The sequence below is a fragment of the Paracoccus alkanivorans genome, from assembly GCF_003697785.1.
GTDB classification, from domain to species: Bacteria; Pseudomonadota; Alphaproteobacteria; order Rhodobacterales; family Rhodobacteraceae; genus Paracoccus; species Paracoccus alkanivorans.
The window spans coordinates 66,649-83,429 of the sequence record NZ_QOKZ01000001.1; the positions used below are offsets into that span (position 1 = coordinate 66,649).

Annotated in this window: 17 protein-coding genes; 6 read left to right on the forward strand and 11 right to left on the reverse strand. The window is 59.5% G+C overall.

The window, feature by feature from the left end; genetic code table 11:
* Window positions 1-233: 233 nt before the first annotated feature.
* Together C9E81_RS00310 and C9E81_RS00315 are read right to left on the reverse strand one after the other, a co-directional pair.
* The gene (locus C9E81_RS00310) at window positions 234-830 is read right to left on the reverse strand and encodes a flavoprotein (protein ID WP_122110337.1); all 597 of its coding nucleotides are present in this window, start codon (window positions 828-830) and stop codon (window positions 234-236) included.
* A 22-nt stretch (window positions 831-852) separates the two neighbouring features.
* Window positions 853-1,473, reverse strand: coding sequence for a class I SAM-dependent methyltransferase (locus C9E81_RS00315; protein WP_166461774.1), 621 nt, complete (start codon window positions 1,471-1,473; stop codon window positions 853-855).
* A 488-nt stretch (window positions 1,474-1,961) separates the two neighbouring features.
* Between C9E81_RS00315 and C9E81_RS00320 the strand changes: the two genes are divergently transcribed.
* From C9E81_RS00320 to C9E81_RS00340, 5 genes are read left to right on the forward strand one after another with little or no spacing between them, the layout of a single operon-like run.
* Window positions 1,962-3,377 carry a MaoC/PaaZ C-terminal domain-containing protein gene (locus tag C9E81_RS00320; RefSeq protein WP_166461775.1) on the forward strand — a complete coding sequence of 472 codons (1,416 nt, stop codon included), beginning with the start codon at window positions 1,962-1,964 and terminating at the stop codon, window positions 3,375-3,377.
* 45 nt (window positions 3,378-3,422) lie between these two features.
* Entirely contained in the window at window positions 3,423-4,970 is a 1,548-nt protein-coding gene (locus C9E81_RS00325) for an ABC transporter substrate-binding protein (RefSeq protein WP_122110340.1), read from the forward strand.
* Window positions 4,967-5,968 carry an ABC transporter permease gene (locus C9E81_RS00330; RefSeq protein WP_208021063.1) on the forward strand — a complete coding sequence of 334 codons (1,002 nt, stop codon included), beginning with the start codon at window positions 4,967-4,969 and terminating at the stop codon, window positions 5,966-5,968. Before C9E81_RS00325 ends, C9E81_RS00330 begins: the two co-directional genes overlap by 4 nt.
* A 3-nt stretch (window positions 5,969-5,971) precedes the next feature.
* Window positions 5,972-6,742: an ABC transporter permease subunit gene (locus tag C9E81_RS00335; RefSeq protein ID WP_243698443.1), complete on the forward strand. Its 771-nt coding sequence runs from the start codon at window positions 5,972-5,974 to the stop codon at window positions 6,740-6,742.
* Window positions 6,739-8,136: an ABC transporter ATP-binding protein gene (locus C9E81_RS00340; RefSeq protein ID WP_122110341.1), complete on the forward strand. Its 1,398-nt coding sequence runs from the start codon at window positions 6,739-6,741 to the stop codon at window positions 8,134-8,136. Before C9E81_RS00335 ends, C9E81_RS00340 begins: the two co-directional genes overlap by 4 nt.
* On the opposite strand, the gene C9E81_RS00345 is transcribed toward C9E81_RS00340, so the two are convergent.
* The 9 genes from C9E81_RS00345 to C9E81_RS00385 all read right to left on the reverse strand — a co-directional run bounded on the left by C9E81_RS00345 (window position 8,137) and on the right by C9E81_RS00385 (window position 15,814).
* Window positions 8,137-8,679 carry a gamma-glutamylcyclotransferase gene (locus C9E81_RS00345; protein ID WP_122110342.1) on the reverse strand — a complete coding sequence of 181 codons (543 nt, stop codon included), beginning with the start codon at window positions 8,677-8,679 and terminating at the stop codon, window positions 8,137-8,139.
* Window positions 8,679-9,848 carry an acyl-CoA dehydrogenase family protein gene (locus tag C9E81_RS00350; protein WP_122110343.1) on the reverse strand — a complete coding sequence of 390 codons (1,170 nt, stop codon included), beginning with the start codon at window positions 9,846-9,848 and terminating at the stop codon, window positions 8,679-8,681. Before C9E81_RS00350 ends, C9E81_RS00345 begins: the two co-directional genes overlap by 1 nt.
* Before the next feature lie 32 nt (window positions 9,849-9,880).
* Window positions 9,881-10,297 (reverse strand): acyl-CoA thioesterase, encoded by a 417-nt coding sequence (locus tag C9E81_RS00355; protein ID WP_122111097.1) that lies wholly within the window; start codon window positions 10,295-10,297, stop codon window positions 9,881-9,883.
* Window positions 10,298-10,320: 23 nt separating this feature from the next.
* Window positions 10,321-10,767 (reverse strand): hypothetical protein, encoded by a 447-nt coding sequence (locus tag C9E81_RS00360; protein ID WP_243698444.1) that lies wholly within the window; start codon window positions 10,765-10,767, stop codon window positions 10,321-10,323.
* A gap of 395 nt (window positions 10,768-11,162) precedes the next feature.
* Window positions 11,163-11,393 carry a hypothetical protein gene (locus C9E81_RS23570; protein WP_341802623.1) on the reverse strand — a complete coding sequence of 77 codons (231 nt, stop codon included), beginning with the start codon at window positions 11,391-11,393 and terminating at the stop codon, window positions 11,163-11,165.
* A 974-nt stretch (window positions 11,394-12,367) separates the two neighbouring features.
* Window positions 12,368-13,405, reverse strand: coding sequence for a WD40 repeat domain-containing protein (locus C9E81_RS00370; RefSeq protein ID WP_122110344.1), 1,038 nt, complete (start codon window positions 13,403-13,405; stop codon window positions 12,368-12,370).
* Window positions 13,402-14,364 (reverse strand): CobW family GTP-binding protein, encoded by a 963-nt coding sequence (locus C9E81_RS00375; protein ID WP_122110345.1) that lies wholly within the window; start codon window positions 14,362-14,364, stop codon window positions 13,402-13,404. Before C9E81_RS00375 ends, C9E81_RS00370 begins: the two co-directional genes overlap by 4 nt.
* A 220-nt stretch (window positions 14,365-14,584) precedes the next feature.
* Entirely contained in the window at window positions 14,585-15,520 is a 936-nt protein-coding gene (gene dmeF, locus C9E81_RS00380; protein WP_122110346.1) for a CDF family Co(II)/Ni(II) efflux transporter DmeF, read from the reverse strand.
* A gap of 21 nt (window positions 15,521-15,541) precedes the next feature.
* Window positions 15,542-15,814, reverse strand: coding sequence for a metal/formaldehyde-sensitive transcriptional repressor (locus C9E81_RS00385; RefSeq protein WP_122110347.1), 273 nt, complete (start codon window positions 15,812-15,814; stop codon window positions 15,542-15,544).
* Window positions 15,815-15,882: 68 nt separating this feature from the next.
* Here C9E81_RS00385 and C9E81_RS00390 point away from each other — a divergent pair, with 68 nt between their 5' ends.
* Window positions 15,883-16,758, forward strand: a complete 876-nt coding sequence (locus C9E81_RS00390; protein WP_122110348.1) for an alpha/beta fold hydrolase — start codon at window positions 15,883-15,885, stop codon at window positions 16,756-16,758.
* The last annotated feature ends 23 nt before the right edge of the window (window positions 16,759-16,781 follow it).

Sequence of the window (16,781 nt, forward strand, 5' to 3'; positions counted from 1 at the left end):
CGGCCATACACCACCGCCGAGGCTGAACGCTCGCAACTGCGCATTGGCTGGGGGACACATGTCGGCACATATCAGAAGGCGACAGGCACAAATCGCAAAAACTCAAGGCCGGTTTCACCTTGCCCGAAGGCATCGGACTGAAATGCCCACCGCAGTATCACCACGCACCAAGGCCAATGGCCGGGGCCACGGCAAAAGTCGCGTGCGACATCGTTTTTGCAAATTCCGCACCTTCACTGAGCAGCCTCGATCCGTACCGCTTCTGCGTCAAGCTTGCGCCGGATCACGGCAAGCACATCTTCGGGCTCGGGCAGGGTGTAATGGCCGTACATGCGCTGATAATGCGGCTCGTACTGGTCCTTCCATGCAGGTTCGATGACCTCATGCCCATCGTCGCGGATCGTAACGACATTGCGTTGCACGACCGGGCGATCCCACATTGCGGGCCCCATGACCGGAAAGAAGACGATCGGGAAATTGCCCACCAGGAACATCATCGTCAGCCGGTTCATGGAGGTTCCAGCCGCAGCAGCAGCTAGTGTGTTCGCTGTAGTGGGCAAGACGATCATCAGATCATGCGCGGCTGCTATCAGGCCGGGCCGGTCGGTGCTCCAATCCTTCGGGCTTTCGCCGCAGATCACCCGCTCGACGATCAGGGAAAGACTATCGACATTGACGAAATTCATCGCGTCCGGCGTCAAAATAACCGAGATCGAACATTCCAGCCCCGCGCGGATCGCGCGAATATAAGCGGGCACCAGCATGGCATCCACGGATCCGGTCACACCGATCAGAATGCTGGGTTTCCGGCTGCTTTCGGCATTCGGCATCGAAGTCTCCTTGATATCGGAATCAGTTGGTGGCCGAACCCGGCCAGGTCGTCTCGGTCCGCCGGCGCTCAAGCGCGGCCTCGTATGAGTAAACATGGCCGGACAGGGCCTTTTCGACGTCGAGCCCGACGCCGGGCAAAGTCGCTGCGATCCATTTCTGATTGAACGGGTGCGGCCATTCGAAATGATGGCAATCAAGACCGGCGTCATTCACGATATTCGAAATGGTTTCCTTGCGATATCGCACGATATCCGGATAAAGCCATTCCTCCCCTTCGTAATCCGTGCCATCCAGCGATTCGAAGAATGTCGCGAGAAAAACGGTTTCCGGAACCATGACCTTTTGCGCCTCGGTCACGCATTTTGAAACCTGCCATTGCGGCGCGTGGGTAAAAATGGAATTCGCCATCAGAAAATCGAACTTCCGGTCGAATTTCGTAAAGGTGAAATCCTCGTCAATGATAAAGGTCGGCTGGCGGCGTTTCACCTGCTCCTCACCGAAATGGCTTTGCAGGCCGTCCTGGATCAGCCATTCCTCACGATCGATCCCGAAATACCTGCCGGGACGCAGATACATGATGGCAAAGCGTCCACCGCGCAGAGAGCCGCAGCCGATATCAAGCAGGCTAGAGGTTTCGCGCATTCCGAAAAGTGTCAGGAGATTGAACTGTGTGACACCCACAAGGTCGTAATAGTTCGGCGGACCGACAAAGGATCTATAATGGTCGCCTCCGATTTCCTCGGTTTCTCCAAACTGACTATGAAGGCCTTCTTTCCGGGACAAAGTGATATTTTCCACCTGTTCCTCCATTTGAGACAGGGAAATTGAATTGTTCGGCGTATCGAGTCTGCGCAAACATTGTCCGATAAAATCACTTGGTCAATTCAGTTATACTGAGGTCAGATATTACCTTCGATTATGCCTTGCCAACGCCATCAGAAAATCTGAGGTCTTCATTCGGAAGAAATGATTGGCGGCGCAGGCTGGACTATGGTGGATTTGCGGCGAGAACCAACATATGGCACGTCATGGAACCTCGGCCTTCCTGGGAACTCGAAATTCCAACGAGCGATCAAGCGACCCAACACTGTCTTCGGCAGGCACGACAGAGCGGCGCCAAGGCGCTGCGCATGATGGGATTGCATCAACGTGCGCAGCTCATCCGCAACCTGACCAAGAAACTGCCACATCTGACGGGATCGGATTACGAAGCACCGCTGAAGCGCCTGTCTGGCATGGCGGAATCATGTTTTTGCGACTACCCGGACGGAAAATTCGTCCCCTGTTCGGCTGCATTCGCGGATGGCGATTCGCTTACGCAATGGATCATGGTGCCTCGGAAAGGGATTGCGTTCCTTTGCGGGACAAGCGGTGAAGCGGTGTTGGAGGCCGTCGGTCCCGCCATCCTGTCGGGCTTGCCCTGTCTGCTTTGCAGTTCGCAGCAGGGCTCCGCGACGGACATCGTTTGCGCCATCACCGATCAGGCGCTGCTGCCGGATGGCGCATTGCAACACATTCCCCTCGGTCCAGCCGATATCGCCCCGCATCTGACGGCCGGAGATGTGGTCTGCCTGCTTGATCCCCGACCTTGCTCGGCCTCGTTGTCGTCCCATCCCCTTGTCTTCGCGGGCAAGGTCTCGCTTGAACATGTTTCCAGCGAATCCCATCTTGCCGTTCTTGGTCCGGATCTGACGCCAAGTTCCCCGGAATTCCGGGACTTCGTGCATCGGATGACGGCACACAGATCAAGACCTAGGCCAGATGTTCATCTGCCGCGCGCACTGCTGCCTGCGGTCGATGGTCTGGATCTGCGCCTGACGCCCTATGATCAACCCGAAGAGGTCACCGCAGCCGCTTCACATGCGGGACCGGTTTATCTGCATTTGACGTCGCGGGACGGGGTGTTCCTTTCCACGATCCTTAACACATTGGCCCCTTATTGCACACAGATCATCCTGAACGGCAAGACTTGCTCGGGCGAGCGCGACCCGCTGCGTTTCATGGTCCGCACGACGCTCAGTGCATCCGCCGATCAGATCACCCGGCTGACCGGGATCTGGCATCGCGGAGCCTCGGTCAGCCAGAACGGGCACCCGTTCCGCAAATCGCTGGAGCAACTGGCCCCCGGCGATCGCCTGATCACCCCGGAGCACAAGATCACCTGCGAGGATGTAGAGCGTTTCGCCCATCTGACGGGAGATCATTTTTACGCCCATATGAATGCCGAACATGCAAAAATGCACCCTTTCTTCGAGGATCGCGTGGCGCATGGGCAGTTGATCGTTTCCATCGCGAACGGCTTGCTGGTGGATCCCGATCCCGGCCCGGTTCTGGCCAATCTGGGCTGCAACGCGCTGCGTTTTCACATGCCGGTCTATTTCGGCACGTCCATTCATGTCGAGATGACCTGCAAGCAGATCACTCCGCGCCCCAGCGGCAATCTTGGCGAAGTCCGCTGGGACTGCCGCGTTGTGGATGGCGATGACAAGTTGATCGCCGAATACGAACTTCTTACCCTTGTCTCCAAGCAATGGCCCCCGGAATAAGGGGCCCGGCCAGGTTCGGCAGCGACAATCTGCAAAGAAGATAACATGCAAATTCTCCGAACCGTCCTTCTGGTGCTTGCAACCGTGCTTGCCTCTCCGGCGCTGCCGCAAGGCGACAAGCCGCTGGTGATCACGGATACCCGTGGAGATCGCGGGATGCTGGCACCCTATGTCCATGCACGTAACGGCATCGCCTATCTTTACACCAGCTATGTCTTCGACAGCCTGATCGCCCAGGACGCGAAGGGCGAACTGGTTCCGGGCCTTGCGGAAAGCTGGACCCTGTCCGAAGACGGGCTGACCGCCGATCTTGGGCTGAACCCCAAGGCACGCTGGCATGACGGCCAACCCGTCACCGCGCAAGACGCGGCATTCACCTTTTCCTATATGGCGCAGAACCCCTATCCTTTCGCGTCCCTCGGGAATATCGGGCAAGCCGAGGCCATATCCGATCGCCATCTGCGGCTGACACTGAAAAAGCGGGACGCCGGGCTGTTCTCGGGCCTGTTGCTGGCCTTGCCGATTCTGCCCCGGCATATCTATTCCTCGCAGACGGATCCCGGGCATTTCGCTTCTCCGGCAGCCGCGACCGGCAGCGGACCTTATCGGCTTGTCGAGTATGACAAGGCGCATGGGCGATATACCCTGGAAGCCAACCCCGACTACTATCGCGGCCAGCCCCTATTCGACACGTTGATGATCGTCACGATGTCCACTGATGCTGCCCTTCAAGCGTTGAACAATGGCGAGGTGGACGTGATTTCCTATCTCCCGCCGGAGCGGGCGGGTGATGCCGAGGCGGCGGGATGGCAGGTGGTCGCGGCACGCAGCGGCCATATCGTCAAAATCGGTTTCAACCACGAAGGATTGTTTGGCGATGCGGAAATGCGCCGGGCCTTGGCCTATGCGCTGGACCGGCAGGCGATACTGGATATCACATCGACCGGCGGGGAAGCCGCGCTGGCGGATACGGGCTATTTCCAGTCGGGTTCGCCCTGGCGGGGAAACGTGGCGGATCCAGCCTATACCCATGATCCCGGGCACGCCACCGATCTGCTGGAAAAACAGGGACTGACCCGTGGCGCATCCGAAAAATGGCAGCGCGACGGGGTGCCGGTCACGCTGAGGCTTCTTGCCGATGGCGCACAGGCGCGGATCGCACAGGTCGTCACCGATCAGCTTGAGGCTTTCGGTTTCACGGTTGACCTGAGGCTGATGGAACAGGCCGCATTGCAGGCGGTTCCGGCCGGAGGCGATTACGATCTGCTGATTTCATCGACCAGCACAACCGGAGATCCAAGCGATATCGCAAGCCGGGTCAAGGGGCAGTCGTGGAACGCCGACCGCTATCATGGCGATGGAAGACTGGACACGATCCTGCAGGAGGCGGGACAATCCGCAACGCCGGATGAGCGCCTGACGCATCTGCACGAATTTCAGCGGCTCTATGCCAAGGAACTGCCTTCGCTGATGCTGCTGGATCCGGTCATGGCGACCGCGCATAATGACCGGGTGGAACTGAGTTTCATGCCGGATGGCGCATTGATCGGCATCCCGACGGCCATAGACAAATCGGCCTTCGTCACGGAATGACGGCCGGGGCAATTCGGATATCGGGCAGGACATGGGCCGCGGCGCTGCTTTGGGGACTGGCTGCGCGGTTTGCCGTGCTAATGCTGGTCGTTCTGGCGGTCTTTATCCTGCCCCGCCTGCTGCCCGGCGATCCGCTGGGCATCATGCTGTCCTCGGATTACACGCAGAACCTGTCGGAATCCGAACTGGCCGAGTTGGGCGCGCGCATGGGAATCGCCGGCAGCGGGGCCGAGCAATTCGGCGCATGGCTAGGTGATCTGCTTCGGGGGAATCTGGGTTATTCCGCGACACATGCCCGGCCGGTGGCCACGCTTCTCGCCGAATGCCTGCCCTGGACCCTGCTTCTTATCCTTGGTGCAATGCCGGTCTATCTTGTCCTTGCGGCACTGGCCGGAATCGGCGCAGGCCGGGCGGCGGGCGGCAGGTTCGATCGCGGCCTGACCGGCTTCGTAACCATATTGGCAAGCATTCCGCCATTCGTCACGGCGGTCCTGTTGATGCTGGGCCTTGCGATCCTCTGGCCCGTCTTTCCCGCCAGCGGCGCATTGCCGATGCTTCCCTCCGATCAACTGGTGATCCGAACGGGCCAGATCGCCCTTCACGCAATCCTGCCCGTCACAGCGCTGGCATTGCATGAATTCGCCCGTTTCTACTATCTCGCCCGTGGGGAAGCGGCTGTATTGACGCATCGCCCCTTTGTTCTGAACGCAGTCGCGCGCGGCTTGCCGCCCTGTCGCCTGCTGGCGGAATATTACGGCCGCAACATATTGCCCACCTTCGTCGCCCGACTCAGCGATTCGGTCTCAGGACTGGTCAGTGCGGTGGTGATCATCGAGATCGTATTTTCTTATCCGGGCATCGGCGGTCTGATTTATGGCGCGATTCTGGACCGGGATTACACATTGCTTCAGGGCGCCACCATTGCCGTGGCAGCGGGTCTACTGGCACTCAACTGGTTGATCGATGCAGCGGGCACAGCCCTGGCCGGACGGGGGTGAGCCGTGCGAGTGCTGTTCGGTCTTGCCGCCGGTCTGTTGCTGCTTCTCGTGGCACAACCGCTGATGCCCGCCTATCGCAGCAGCCGTGACGTGCTTACCGCTCCGGGGCGAGAGCATCTGCTGGGTACAAACGATATCGGGCAGGATGTGCTCACAGGGCTGTTATATGCGACGCCCAATACCGTGCTGATGGCACTGGCCGCCGCCACGGTGGCCACCGCAACTGCACTGATCGTAGCGGGGGCCGCGGCCGCGGCGGGCGCCACGACCCGAAACATGATCCTGCGGCTGGTGGATGCGTTACAGGTGATGCCTTCGATACTGGTGCTGCTTTTCATCGGAACATTGATGCAGCCGGGTCTTGCCGGGCTGGCGCTGCTTCTGGGGCTGACAAGCTGGCATGAGGATGTGCGGGTCGCGCTAGCGATGCTGCGCCGCGAATTGCAACGTGAGAATGTCCGTTTCGCGCGGCATATGGGTGCAAGCCGGACCTATTGCCTGCGCCGGCATGTATTGCCCGCGATCCGGCCGGCGCTGGCGGCGCTGTATCTCCAGAATATCCGTCAGGTCACCTTGCGCGCCGCAGGACTGGCCTTTCTGGGCCTGACCGATCCCCGCCTGCTGACCTGGGGCGGCATGATGCAGGATGCGATGGAGCACCTGTACACGCCAGCGTGGCTCTGGTTGCTGCTGCCGCCTGCTCTCGCACTAACGGCGTTCCTGCTGATCATTCTGCTGCTGATCGAAAACGACCCTGCCGGAGCACGGGCATGATCCGCATCCGCAACCTGTCTTTGTGGCAGGGCGACCAGGCGATCCTGCGGAATATCTCGCTGGAGATCGCATGTGGTGAGACGCTTGGGCTGATCGGCCCGTCGGGAGGCGGCAAGACAAGTCTGGCACGGATGATGCTGGGCATTGTTCCGCGCATGGCCCGATGGTCTGGTCAGATCGTCGTGGACGGTTTCGATGTCCTGCGCGCACCGGCGCGACGACTGCGCAGTTTTCGCAAGCATGACGCCGGAATGATCGTGCAGGCCCTTGCGGATTCGCTAAACCCGCATCTCACCGTGGGCCAGCATCTGCACGAAACCGGGCAGGATCCGCATCGGGTTTGCCTGAATTTCAACATTCCCGTGAGCTTGCTGCCCCGTCTGCCCCGCGATCTGAGCGGCGGAGAGATCCAGCGTGTTCTGACCGCACTGGCGCTGGCGAAATCGCCGCGTCTGCTGCTTCTGGACGAACCCTCTGCCGCGCTGGATCCCGCCAATCGTGATTGGGCACGACAGCGCTTTGCCGAAGGGGCCGGGGAAAGGGCGCAGCTTCTGATCTCGCATGACCTGGAGCTTGTACGGCAACTAGCCGATCGTATCGCCGTCATGCGTGCGGGCGAACTGGCCGGGATCGGCCCGGCGCATGTGCTGGACGCGCCCCAGCACCAATGCATCCACAAATTTATGGCCCCCGCCACAAAACCTGCATTTTCGCTTCCATCCGCCACGCCGCGACAAGCCGAGACCGGCGGGCTCGTCACATCGGGGATTTGTCATATGATCGGTGGACAGCCCCTGCTTCGAAACATTTCGCTGCAGCTCCCTGCGGGGGAATGTCTTGCCGTGCTAGGCCCAAGCGGCAGCGGGAAATCCACGCTGGCGCAAATCCTCGCGGGGTATATTACGCAACCGAAAGGTAGAATTCGCTGGCAGGACGGTTCCCGTCCTCCCAGAGTCGCGTTGATCTCGCAGCACCCGCATCGTGCGATGGCTGCGCATTTCCCGGTCAGCGAGGTTTTGGCCGAAGCCTTGCGCCTTGCCGGAGACAGGCCCGAAGCTGCGCGCATCGGCCCCTTGCTGCGCGATATCGGCTTGCCGGACACGCCGGAATTCCGCGCCCGCCGCACGGCGGATCTGTCAGGAGGCGAGGCGCAGCGACTGGTCATCGCACGCGCTATCGCATTGCACTCCGACATCCTTGTTGCCGATGAACCCACATCGGCACTGGATCCGGCAAACCGCGACCAGTTGCTTGGCCTGTTCAACCGCCTGAAACGCGAGTGCGATCTGGCACTGGTCCTGATGACCCATGACCGGCTGGCAGCGCAGGCCGTGGCCGACCGCATCGGTTATCTGAAGGACGGGCGGCTGCACCCGGGCTGGCCCAACGACTGATCAGGCCGCCCCACGCAACCGCCGCACCTCATCCGACAGATGCTCGATCTCGGGATCCGAGATCTGCAGATGGCGCAGCCGCTCGGCGGTATTCCACAGATAATCGCAGTTCGCCCCCTTCTCGCCCGTGGCGCGCGCGATGATCCGGGCCTGTTCCTGCACGGGCATAAGGCAATAGGAATCATGGTCGCCGTTCACGACATAAGTCACCGCATCGACCTGCCCGCCCTGCCGCAGCGACAGCGTAACCCGGATTTCCCGATAGGCAGGGCGGGCAAGCTCACGTGCCCGAAGCGACGCCAGCGCCGCCTCTTCCTGACCGGCAGGCACGGCCAAAGCCAGCCCTTCGCAATATTGCCCCGGCGCTTCATCCAGCGCCAATACCAGCCCGGGCTGATCGATAGTGCCACGGTAATGCTGCGACTGGATGCAGAAGCGCCGCTGCCAGCCCTCGAGCCTTGCAGGAAGTTGCCGGGAAGGCCTGAACCCCGGGGCCCAGATAAGAGAACCATATCCGAACACCCAAAGCGTACCGGTTTCCATCAGACCGCCACCCCCATCGCTTCCACCTGTTGCGCATTCCGGCGCAGGCGCGTCATCTGCCCCATGATATTGCGGCGGTGCATCTCGTCGGTACCGCCGACCGAGGCAAAGGCCATCGCATCGCGCAGCAGGTCCGAGACCGGTCCGGCATGATAACCGTCACTGCCATGCAACCGAACCAGATCGACCGCCGCATCGATCATCGTGTCGGCCCCAGCGATCTTGGCGATCGAACAGCTCATCGCAGCGGCCGGATCACCGGTCAGAAGCTGATGCAGCGCGCCATAGGCGGTCCAGCGCGAGGTCTCGATACCTATGCGGATATCGGTGAGTTTCTTCTGGACATATTGGTGATCGAGGATCGGAACGCCGAAGGTCTGCCGCTGCTGCGCATAGTCCAGTGCCTCATTTAGAGCCGGCTCAAGAATCCAGCCGCCCACCAGCCCATAATAAAGCCGCCCCAGCGAGACGATATTGACAAGATGCCCAAGCCCCCTGCCCGGCTCGCCCAGCAGATCCCCGTAATCAAGCCGCATGTCATCGAAATCCAGCCGTCCCGTCGGCAGGTCGGCATTGCCGAGCTTGCGATCCACCGCGCCTGCCGTCAGTCCCGTCCGATCGGTATCGACCAAAACCAGCGAGATCCCCTGCCGCTCCTGCCCGGCCAGCTTGCAGACGATCAGCACCATGGTCGAAATCGGTGCATGAGCGATATTATGCTTCGCGCCATTCAGCACGAAGGTCTCGTTCGGGCCGGGCGTTAGAATCGAACTCGTCGCGCGGACATCGGTGCCGGATCCGGGATCGGCGATTGCCGTCGCACTCAGTTCCCCGGCGAGGATGCGCGGCAGGAAACGTGCCCTTTGCGCCTCGGTGCCGTAGAGTTCGAGCGCCCGCACCATGCCCGCCTGACCGATCACCGAAAGAACCAGCCCGGGATGACGGATGGTCGAGGCCAGCCCCTCCAGTGCGGCAGTGAAATTCCACCAGTCGACCCCCAGACCGCCATAGGCCGAAGGCACGACCATATGCCACATTCCGGCCCGAACGAGGTCATCCCATCGGCGCCTGTCGAACTCCGCCGGTGCCGGGTCGTCCCGCCCCGCCTGACCGATCCGGGCATATTTCGCGCGGATCATGGTCTGCGCCTCGTTCCAGTGCATTTGCATAACTGCTACCTCCGGCAAGCCGAATCGGGAAATCAGGCGCTTCCCTGATAGGTCGCGACGGCGGATTTGAATTCGTCGGGGACCGGATAGGTCTTCTGCGCCTCGTAATCGAACATCACATGAACCGAAGCCGCCCGCGCCACCTCGCGTGCGCTGTCGTCAGCCAGCCGCATCACATGCTCCATTTCGAAGCTCTTGGTTCCGAATCTGGTTACCCGGCTCAGGACATTGATCCTGTCTCCATAAACCGCCTGCGAGACATATTCGCAGGAGGTGCGGACCATGATATGCGGGAGTTTGCGATCCTTGGGCAAGCGCAACAGGTCGTGCATATATTCCAGATAGGCGGATTGCAGATAGTCATAATAGATCGGACTACTGACATGGCCCATGGAATCGGTGTCGCGATAACGGATTTCGATCTCGGTCACGTATGGTTTTTCGTCCATCTCGTCCTCTGCTTTCTGACGGGTCATAAATATGCGCGGCAGCATGTGGCGGCGGGGGACAGGGTGTCGCGGGCAGCCGGGCCGTGAACGGTGAACCCCATCGGAACGGGGCCATAGCGATGCAGGACGCGCAGCCCATGCCGATCCGCCGCCGCAAGCGTGGTGATGCATCCCTCGGCCTTGCCACTTGCGCATTCCTGCGCAGCCAATGCCGTGCTGGCAACAAAGCGCCGCTCGATCCGGTCAGGCAGCAATGCCTGCGGCGCCGGATGGGTTGCGCAAACCTGTGGTTCGGCGTCTCTGCCCGGAGGAACGGCCATCACCATCTCGTCGGTATCCATGATGAATATGTCAAGCAGGCGCATGGTTCGGACATGCGTATAGATGATGGAGTGAAGGTCGGGATAAGCGACCACAGATAGCATCACCTCGCAATCACGCCGAGCAACTTCGTCGGCAGCCTGCTCCATGCTTCGATGCAGTGCGACGGGTACATCTAGAGAACGACGGCTGCTCCAAGATCGTGCCGCCCGCTCACAATTCGTTCCCTGGGGGCCAAGGGTATGCACGCGCCGAACCCAAGAAAAATCCCGAGAAGAAATATTCTGCAAGAAAAGCCCAGAAGGAAGCTCCGTGCCTTCTCGTCGATCCAGAATCTGTGCAAGCCTTGATTCATCCATCTAGGTGCCTCCCAGATGCCCTGACATGCGCAGATCAAACACTACAGACATGCCTAGCACAAATCGGAATTCCTGATGGATGCCCCCCATCAATCTGAGGGACAAGCCAATCTGGCCACAATTGCGCCTACTTTAATACAACATCGACTTATTCAGATGGTGTCGAAACGCTTCTTTTGGGGTGATTACAATTGGTTGGGCTGTCGCCGGCTTCTTCCAAGCTCTTTTCGTGGTTTTGCGAGACCATGCATTGATCTAGCATCGATCTGCAACGATGAGTGCGTTTCCACCATGGCTTGCGGTGCAGAGACGGCTCCCCCGGGCTCCATGGCGCTGGCCATGGACTGCATAGTGTTGATGACGATCCGGCCGATCTCCTTCAACCCATCAAGTTCTTCCTGGTTGGTGACGGTCACGCTTTCGTCCCTTCAGAGGCGACGGAAATATTGGGCACCTTGACGGCAAATCTCGGGAATGTCCCGACAGCACCAGTTCGATATCATTTTGCTTTTTCGATTGCGGCGAAAGTCAGCAATGACGGGCAGCATTTCAGTGTAGCACTGGAAATCTGATCTGGGCCAACCTTGCCCATACTCGAATGTGCCCTGCAAAACGGGGCTCAGCCAACCACGTCGGGCCGAAGATGACGTGAAACCAAGCAGGTCAGTCCGACTGCAGCGTGATGCACACGCGATGGGGCGGCAGGCAGGTTGCGCACCACCGCGGGGCCCATACCGGTGCCGCCCGAGACGCGGCTGGTAGTGAAGAACCACTCGAGGATCTGCGCTTCGTTACCCGCCGAAATGCCGCGCCCATCCAGTTGACGATTGTGTTGATTGCGGGCTCTCCTACCCTCGATTTGAACCTCTGATTAGTTAATAGATTGATATTACGTGATAAGCAGTTCCAGTTCAGGCATTTCTCGAGCAAATGCAAGAAGCGCGCCGTTTGGCGGCCCTATCTTAAACAATTGATTTATAATAATATTTTTATATATTTGGCTGTAGGGCTCGCGACCACTGATCCTTAGATCTTCTGCAACTTATTGTATAATATAAATAAAATTTTCCTTCCGCTCCAATCGACACCAATTTTTTTCGTCTGACAGAACGTGAAGAGGATTTTCGTCGGCACTCCAGCTGATCAAGCCGGCAAGAATAATAGTGCCGTAAGCGCTGCCAGAAACAAGAGTGATCGCCTAATCCACAGAATTCAACAACTGGGGTAGAATCCGTGAATAAGGCGAAATCATGACGATCGGCCAAGACAGATAGCTCGCATCATTCCTCATCAAAAGATGAATGTGAAAACTATGACAAGCGATATCGAACAACGAGGCAGGAGGTTCTCCAGTGGCTCTTGGAAACGGGAGACTGAAACGATAAGAACCTCATGGCTGATTGGTTCTACCCGCAAGAGAAACCCACAGAACCCGGCCGGCTTCGTCCGCAACAAACAACATGCCGGATGCAGTCACCGCGACTGCCGACACAGCAGCGCCCTGCCCGCGCCGCACCACAAATGACTCAGCGTCGGCACCGATTTCCGAAAAAACAACGCTGCCATCCGAGAAGCCGGCCAAGATGACTTCGCGCCCAGGCGCCGTGCAGATGGCGGTTACAAGACCCCCGCCGACAGAGCAGAGTTGCAGGGGTTCGCGCCCCATCGGACCCCGCGCGCCATCGAAGGGCCAGAGGATCGCGCTATCTGCCCCCGTCGTCGCAAGCCAGGGTAAGGCCCCTGTCCAGACCAGCCCGGACACCTTGGCGGGATAACCGGACATGGTCAAATCAGCCTTGTCACGCATCCGCCAGCCATGAAGCGCGTTCTCCTGCATGGCCGTCATCAGGAAGCGATCATCGGGTGACCATGATACCCGGGTATGGCTGCCCGCCCATTTGAGGGCCGACGATTTCCAGCGGCGGGCTTCGCGCGACCAGATCGTCACCCCCCCGTAATGCGCGACAGCTAATCGTTTACTCTTGCGATCAAAGGCAATTCCGCCCACGGTCGAGGGATGTTCCAGCACCTGCCGGAACCCTGCCGGCTCCCGGACATGCACCTCGCGCCCGACCGAGCATGCGATATTGCCGTTCGAGCCGGTGGCCACATGATCCACCCATTTGCGCGGAAGCTCCGCAAGCGTTTCGGTCTCTCCCTCCGGCGTGGTCCTGACAAATCGGCCATCATCACCACCAGTCAGCACCGAAAGATCCGCAGCAAGTGCCATCGAAAGGATCGCACCCCGATGCAAATCTATGGTTTGGAGCGCCGAGTCCGCGCGAAAAATCCGCAGTCGCCCGTCTCCCCAGGCCGTGATAACGGCCTCACCAGCAACCAGTGCTGCGACAGGAACCGCTTCCATGGTCAGGCGCTGGCCGCTGGATTCGACAGCAGTCAGCGGATTTTCCGTTTCGATATTCATCATGCTGCCCGACACGCCTCGTAGCCCTCTTTCAGCGCCATGCTGTCAAGATTCCGTCCGATGAAGACCAATTTTGATTGCCGCAGACCATCTTTGGGCCATGGCCCCAGATAGCTGCCGTCCATCAGCATATGCACCCCTTGAATGACATAGCGCTCGTCGGAGCCCGCGAAATTGAGAATGCCCTTGGATCGCAGAATGTCCTGCCCCTTTTCCCGCAACAGACGACCGAACCAGAGATTGAAGAGATCCGGATCAAGAGGTGTCTCGGAATGCAACGAAATCGAGGTGATATCCTCATCATGTTCGTGGTCATGATCGCCATCCAGAAAATCGGGCTCGATTTCCAGAACGCGCTCCAGGCTGAATGCATCGAGGCCGAGAACCTTGTCCAGCGCGACACCGCATTTTTCCGACCGCAGGATCCCGGCATAGGGATTGATCGCGCGAATCCGGTCTTCCACGTTTGTCAGCCCGGCGGCATCGACCAGATCCACCTTGTTCAGCAGGATCACATCAGCGAAGGCGATCTGCTCCGCCGCTTCATGCGCCTCGTCGAGATGGGTGGGAAGGTTCACCGCGTCCACCACGGTAACGATGGCATCCAGCCGGGTTCTATCGGCCACCTCCTGATCGACATAGAAGGTCTGGGCCACGGGCGCGGGGTCGGCCATCCCCGTGGTCTCGATCAGGATACCGTCGAAATCCCTGCGCTTCATCAGGCCGGAAAGGATACGGATCAGATCGCCGCGCACCGTGCAACAGATGCAGCCATTGTTCATCTCGAAGATTTCCTCGTCGGCATCGACGACCAACTCATTGTCAATGCCGGTCTCGCCGAACTCGTTGACAATGACCGCGTATTTGCGGCCGTGCTGTTCAGTGAGAATACGGTTGAGAAGCGTGGTCTTGCCGGCACCGAGAAAGCCGGTGAGGACGGTAACGGGGATCTGCGCGGTCATGGTCTTGCTCCGTTTCTTCGGATTGAAGGATCAGATTGTTCCCGGAGAATCCCGGGCGGGTCCGTGGTTGGCGAGATGTCTTGCGGGCACGGGCTGGCGACGGAATTAGATACGTGATTACATAACATAATGAAGCGGTATTTATCCATTGGCAACCCTGGCATCATTCCCGTCCGGAAGAAGCGATACGGGACCGATTGCCCCGTTCAGACCCTTCCTCTTAGGCCGAAGGCACTGAGTGAATTTCGACGGTGACATGGGACAATCCGTGTATCCGGGAAAGCTGCGCCTTGTAATGCGATGGCTCCTTGGGATCCTGCGATACCAGCGAAACAATGACGGCATGATGGCCCGGCCCGACCTGCCAGACATGCAAATCGGCAACTCTGTCACCGGCAGTTTCAATTGTCTTGCGGATCTCGGCTGGCAGACGGCCGTCCTGCGGTGTCCGGTCCATCAGCACTGCGGCTGAATCGCGGATCAGGCTCCATGACCAGCGCATGATCACCATCGCACCGACAACTCCCATGACCGGATCGGCCCATGACCAGCCATAGCTGCGACCCAGCAACAGCGCCACGATGGCCAGAATCGATGTCAGCGCATCGGCAAGCACATGCAAATAGGCCGCGCGCAGATTATTGTCGCGGGCGCCGCCATGATGATCGCCGTGACCATGATGATGGTGATGATGTCCGTGGTCGTCTCTCAACAGCCACGCACAGATCAGGTTAACCGCCAGCCCGATCGCCGCCACTGCAATCGCTTGCCCGAAACTGATCGCAACCGGATTGGCAAGACGCAGCAGGCTTTCCCAACCGATCAACAGGGCGACAAATGCCAGAATGATCGCACTGGCAAACCCGCCGAGATCCCCGAGTTTACCGGTCCCAAAGCTGAAGCGGGAATCATTCCTGTGCTTGCGCGCATAGAGATAAGCGAGCGCGGTGATCGACAATGCCCCGGCATGAGTGGCCATATGCCAGCCATCCGCCACCAGTGCCATCGACCCGTAAATGCTGCCGGCGGTGATCTCTGCGATCATCATCGCGGCGGTCAGCGCAATGACCAGCCAGACCCGGCCCTCGTTGCGCCGATGATTCCGTCCAAGAAAATCATGCCGATGCGTATATGATGAGATGTCCTGCGCGGTCATATGACGCTCCCGCGTTGCTTTCTATTTCAGATAAGTCCGGATGATGTCGATCATTTCCTCACCGCCCTGCCGACGCGCGGCAGGTGTTTCGGCATCGAGGACATGGCCTCGCAGGTGATCCTCCATCACCTCCGCCGTCAGCCCGTTCATCGCGCCGCGGACAGAGGCCAGCTGCCGCAGGATCTCGGCGCAGGGCCTTTCGGCCTGCAGCGCCCGTTCCAGCCCTTCGATCTGCCCTTTGATACGGCGGACACGGGCAATCAGCTTATCCTTGCCGGCGGTGGTGTGGGACATGATGATGGCGATCCTTGGAATCATATAGTATAGGGGACTATATATAAAATCGTCGCACGGGTGAAGCCATGGACTGGACCGAGGACAGGATCGAATGGACGGCAGACGGCAAGCCGGTCCAACTCGGGCTGACGCGGTTCGGGGCGGGACCGAAGCTATTGATGCTGCCCGCGCTCAGTTCCATCTCGACCCGGGCAGAGTTGCGCCCTTTGCAGGAAAGACTTGGCGACAGCTTTTCGACAGTTACGACTGACTGGCCGGGCTTCGGGGATCTGCCGCGCGCCCGGATCGATTGGCGGCCCGAACTTTACCAGGATTTTCTGCGTTTCGTGCTTACAGAGATTGTCACGCCCGATATCACGATCGCAGCCGGCCACGCCGCGTCCTATGCCCTCGCCCATGCATCGGACTATCCGGACAGCACCGGCCGCCTGTGCCTGCTCTCGCCAACTTGGCGCGGTCCCCTGCCGACCATGACCGGCAAGCGCATGACGTTGTTTCGACGCCTCGCAAAGGCGGTCGATCTTCCCTTGGCGGGAACGGCACTCTACCGGCTCAACGTCAATCGCCCTGTCATCGGCATGATGGCGCGGGGCCATGTCTATGCAGATCCGGATTGGCTGACCGAGGACCGGATGGCCGCGAAACAGTCCGTGACCAAGGTGCCCGGAGCGCGCCATGCCTCTTTCCGTTTCGTCGCCGGCGAGCTGGATCTCTTTACCTCTCGCGAAACCTTCCTGAATACCGCGCGCCGCATCCGGGGCCATATCCGGCTTGTTCATGGCCACGCGACTCCGCGTAAATCCAAGGCGGAGATGGCCGCGCTTGCCAGGCTGGAAAACGTTACCACGATGGTCCTGCCCCGCGGCAAGCTGTCCTTTTACGAGGAGTTTCCCGACGATGCAGCCGAGGCGATCCGCACGATGATGGGACCGGCTAACTGAGCATCGCGACGCCGCATGACAGG

Excerpts from the sequence above, each read along its gene's own strand:
- C9E81_RS00315 (WP_166461774.1), bottom strand. The coding sequence starts at position 1,473 with ATGCGCGAAACCTCTAGCCTGCTTGATATCGGCTGCGGCTCTCTGCGC.
- C9E81_RS00385 (WP_122110347.1), bottom strand. The coding sequence starts at position 15,814 with ATGTCCCACACCACCGCCGGCAAGGATAAGCTGATTGCCCGTGTCCGC.
- C9E81_RS00310 (WP_122110337.1), bottom strand. The coding sequence starts at position 830 with ATGCCGAATGCCGAAAGCAGCCGGAAACCCAGCATTCTGATCGGTGTG.
- C9E81_RS00355 (WP_122111097.1), bottom strand. The coding sequence starts at position 10,297 with ATGGACGAAAAACCATACGTGACCGAGATCGAAATCCGTTATCGCGAC.
- C9E81_RS00350 (WP_122110343.1), bottom strand. The coding sequence starts at position 9,848 with ATGCAAATGCACTGGAACGAGGCGCAGACCATGATCCGCGCGAAATAT.
- C9E81_RS00320 (WP_166461775.1), top strand. The coding sequence starts at position 1,962 with ATGATGGGATTGCATCAACGTGCGCAGCTCATCCGCAACCTGACCAAG.
- C9E81_RS00325 (WP_122110340.1), top strand. The coding sequence starts at position 3,423 with ATGCAAATTCTCCGAACCGTCCTTCTGGTGCTTGCAACCGTGCTTGCC.
- C9E81_RS00375 (WP_122110345.1), bottom strand. The coding sequence starts at position 14,364 with ATGACCGCGCAGATCCCCGTTACCGTCCTCACCGGCTTTCTCGGTGCC.
- C9E81_RS00345 (WP_122110342.1), bottom strand. The coding sequence starts at position 8,679 with ATGGAAACCGGTACGCTTTGGGTGTTCGGATATGGTTCTCTTATCTGG.
- dmeF (WP_122110346.1), bottom strand. The coding sequence starts at position 15,520 with ATGACCGCGCAGGACATCTCATCATATACGCATCGGCATGATTTTCTT.
- C9E81_RS00360 (WP_243698444.1), bottom strand. The coding sequence starts at position 10,767 with ATGGAGCAGGCTGCCGACGAAGTTGCTCGGCGTGATTGCGAGGTGATG.
- C9E81_RS00390 (WP_122110348.1), top strand. The coding sequence starts at position 15,883 with ATGGACTGGACCGAGGACAGGATCGAATGGACGGCAGACGGCAAGCCG.
- C9E81_RS00330 (WP_208021063.1), top strand. The coding sequence starts at position 4,967 with ATGACGGCCGGGGCAATTCGGATATCGGGCAGGACATGGGCCGCGGCG.
- C9E81_RS00340 (WP_122110341.1), top strand. The coding sequence starts at position 6,739 with ATGATCCGCATCCGCAACCTGTCTTTGTGGCAGGGCGACCAGGCGATC.
- C9E81_RS00370 (WP_122110344.1), bottom strand. The coding sequence starts at position 13,405 with ATGATGAATATCGAAACGGAAAATCCGCTGACTGCTGTCGAATCCAGC.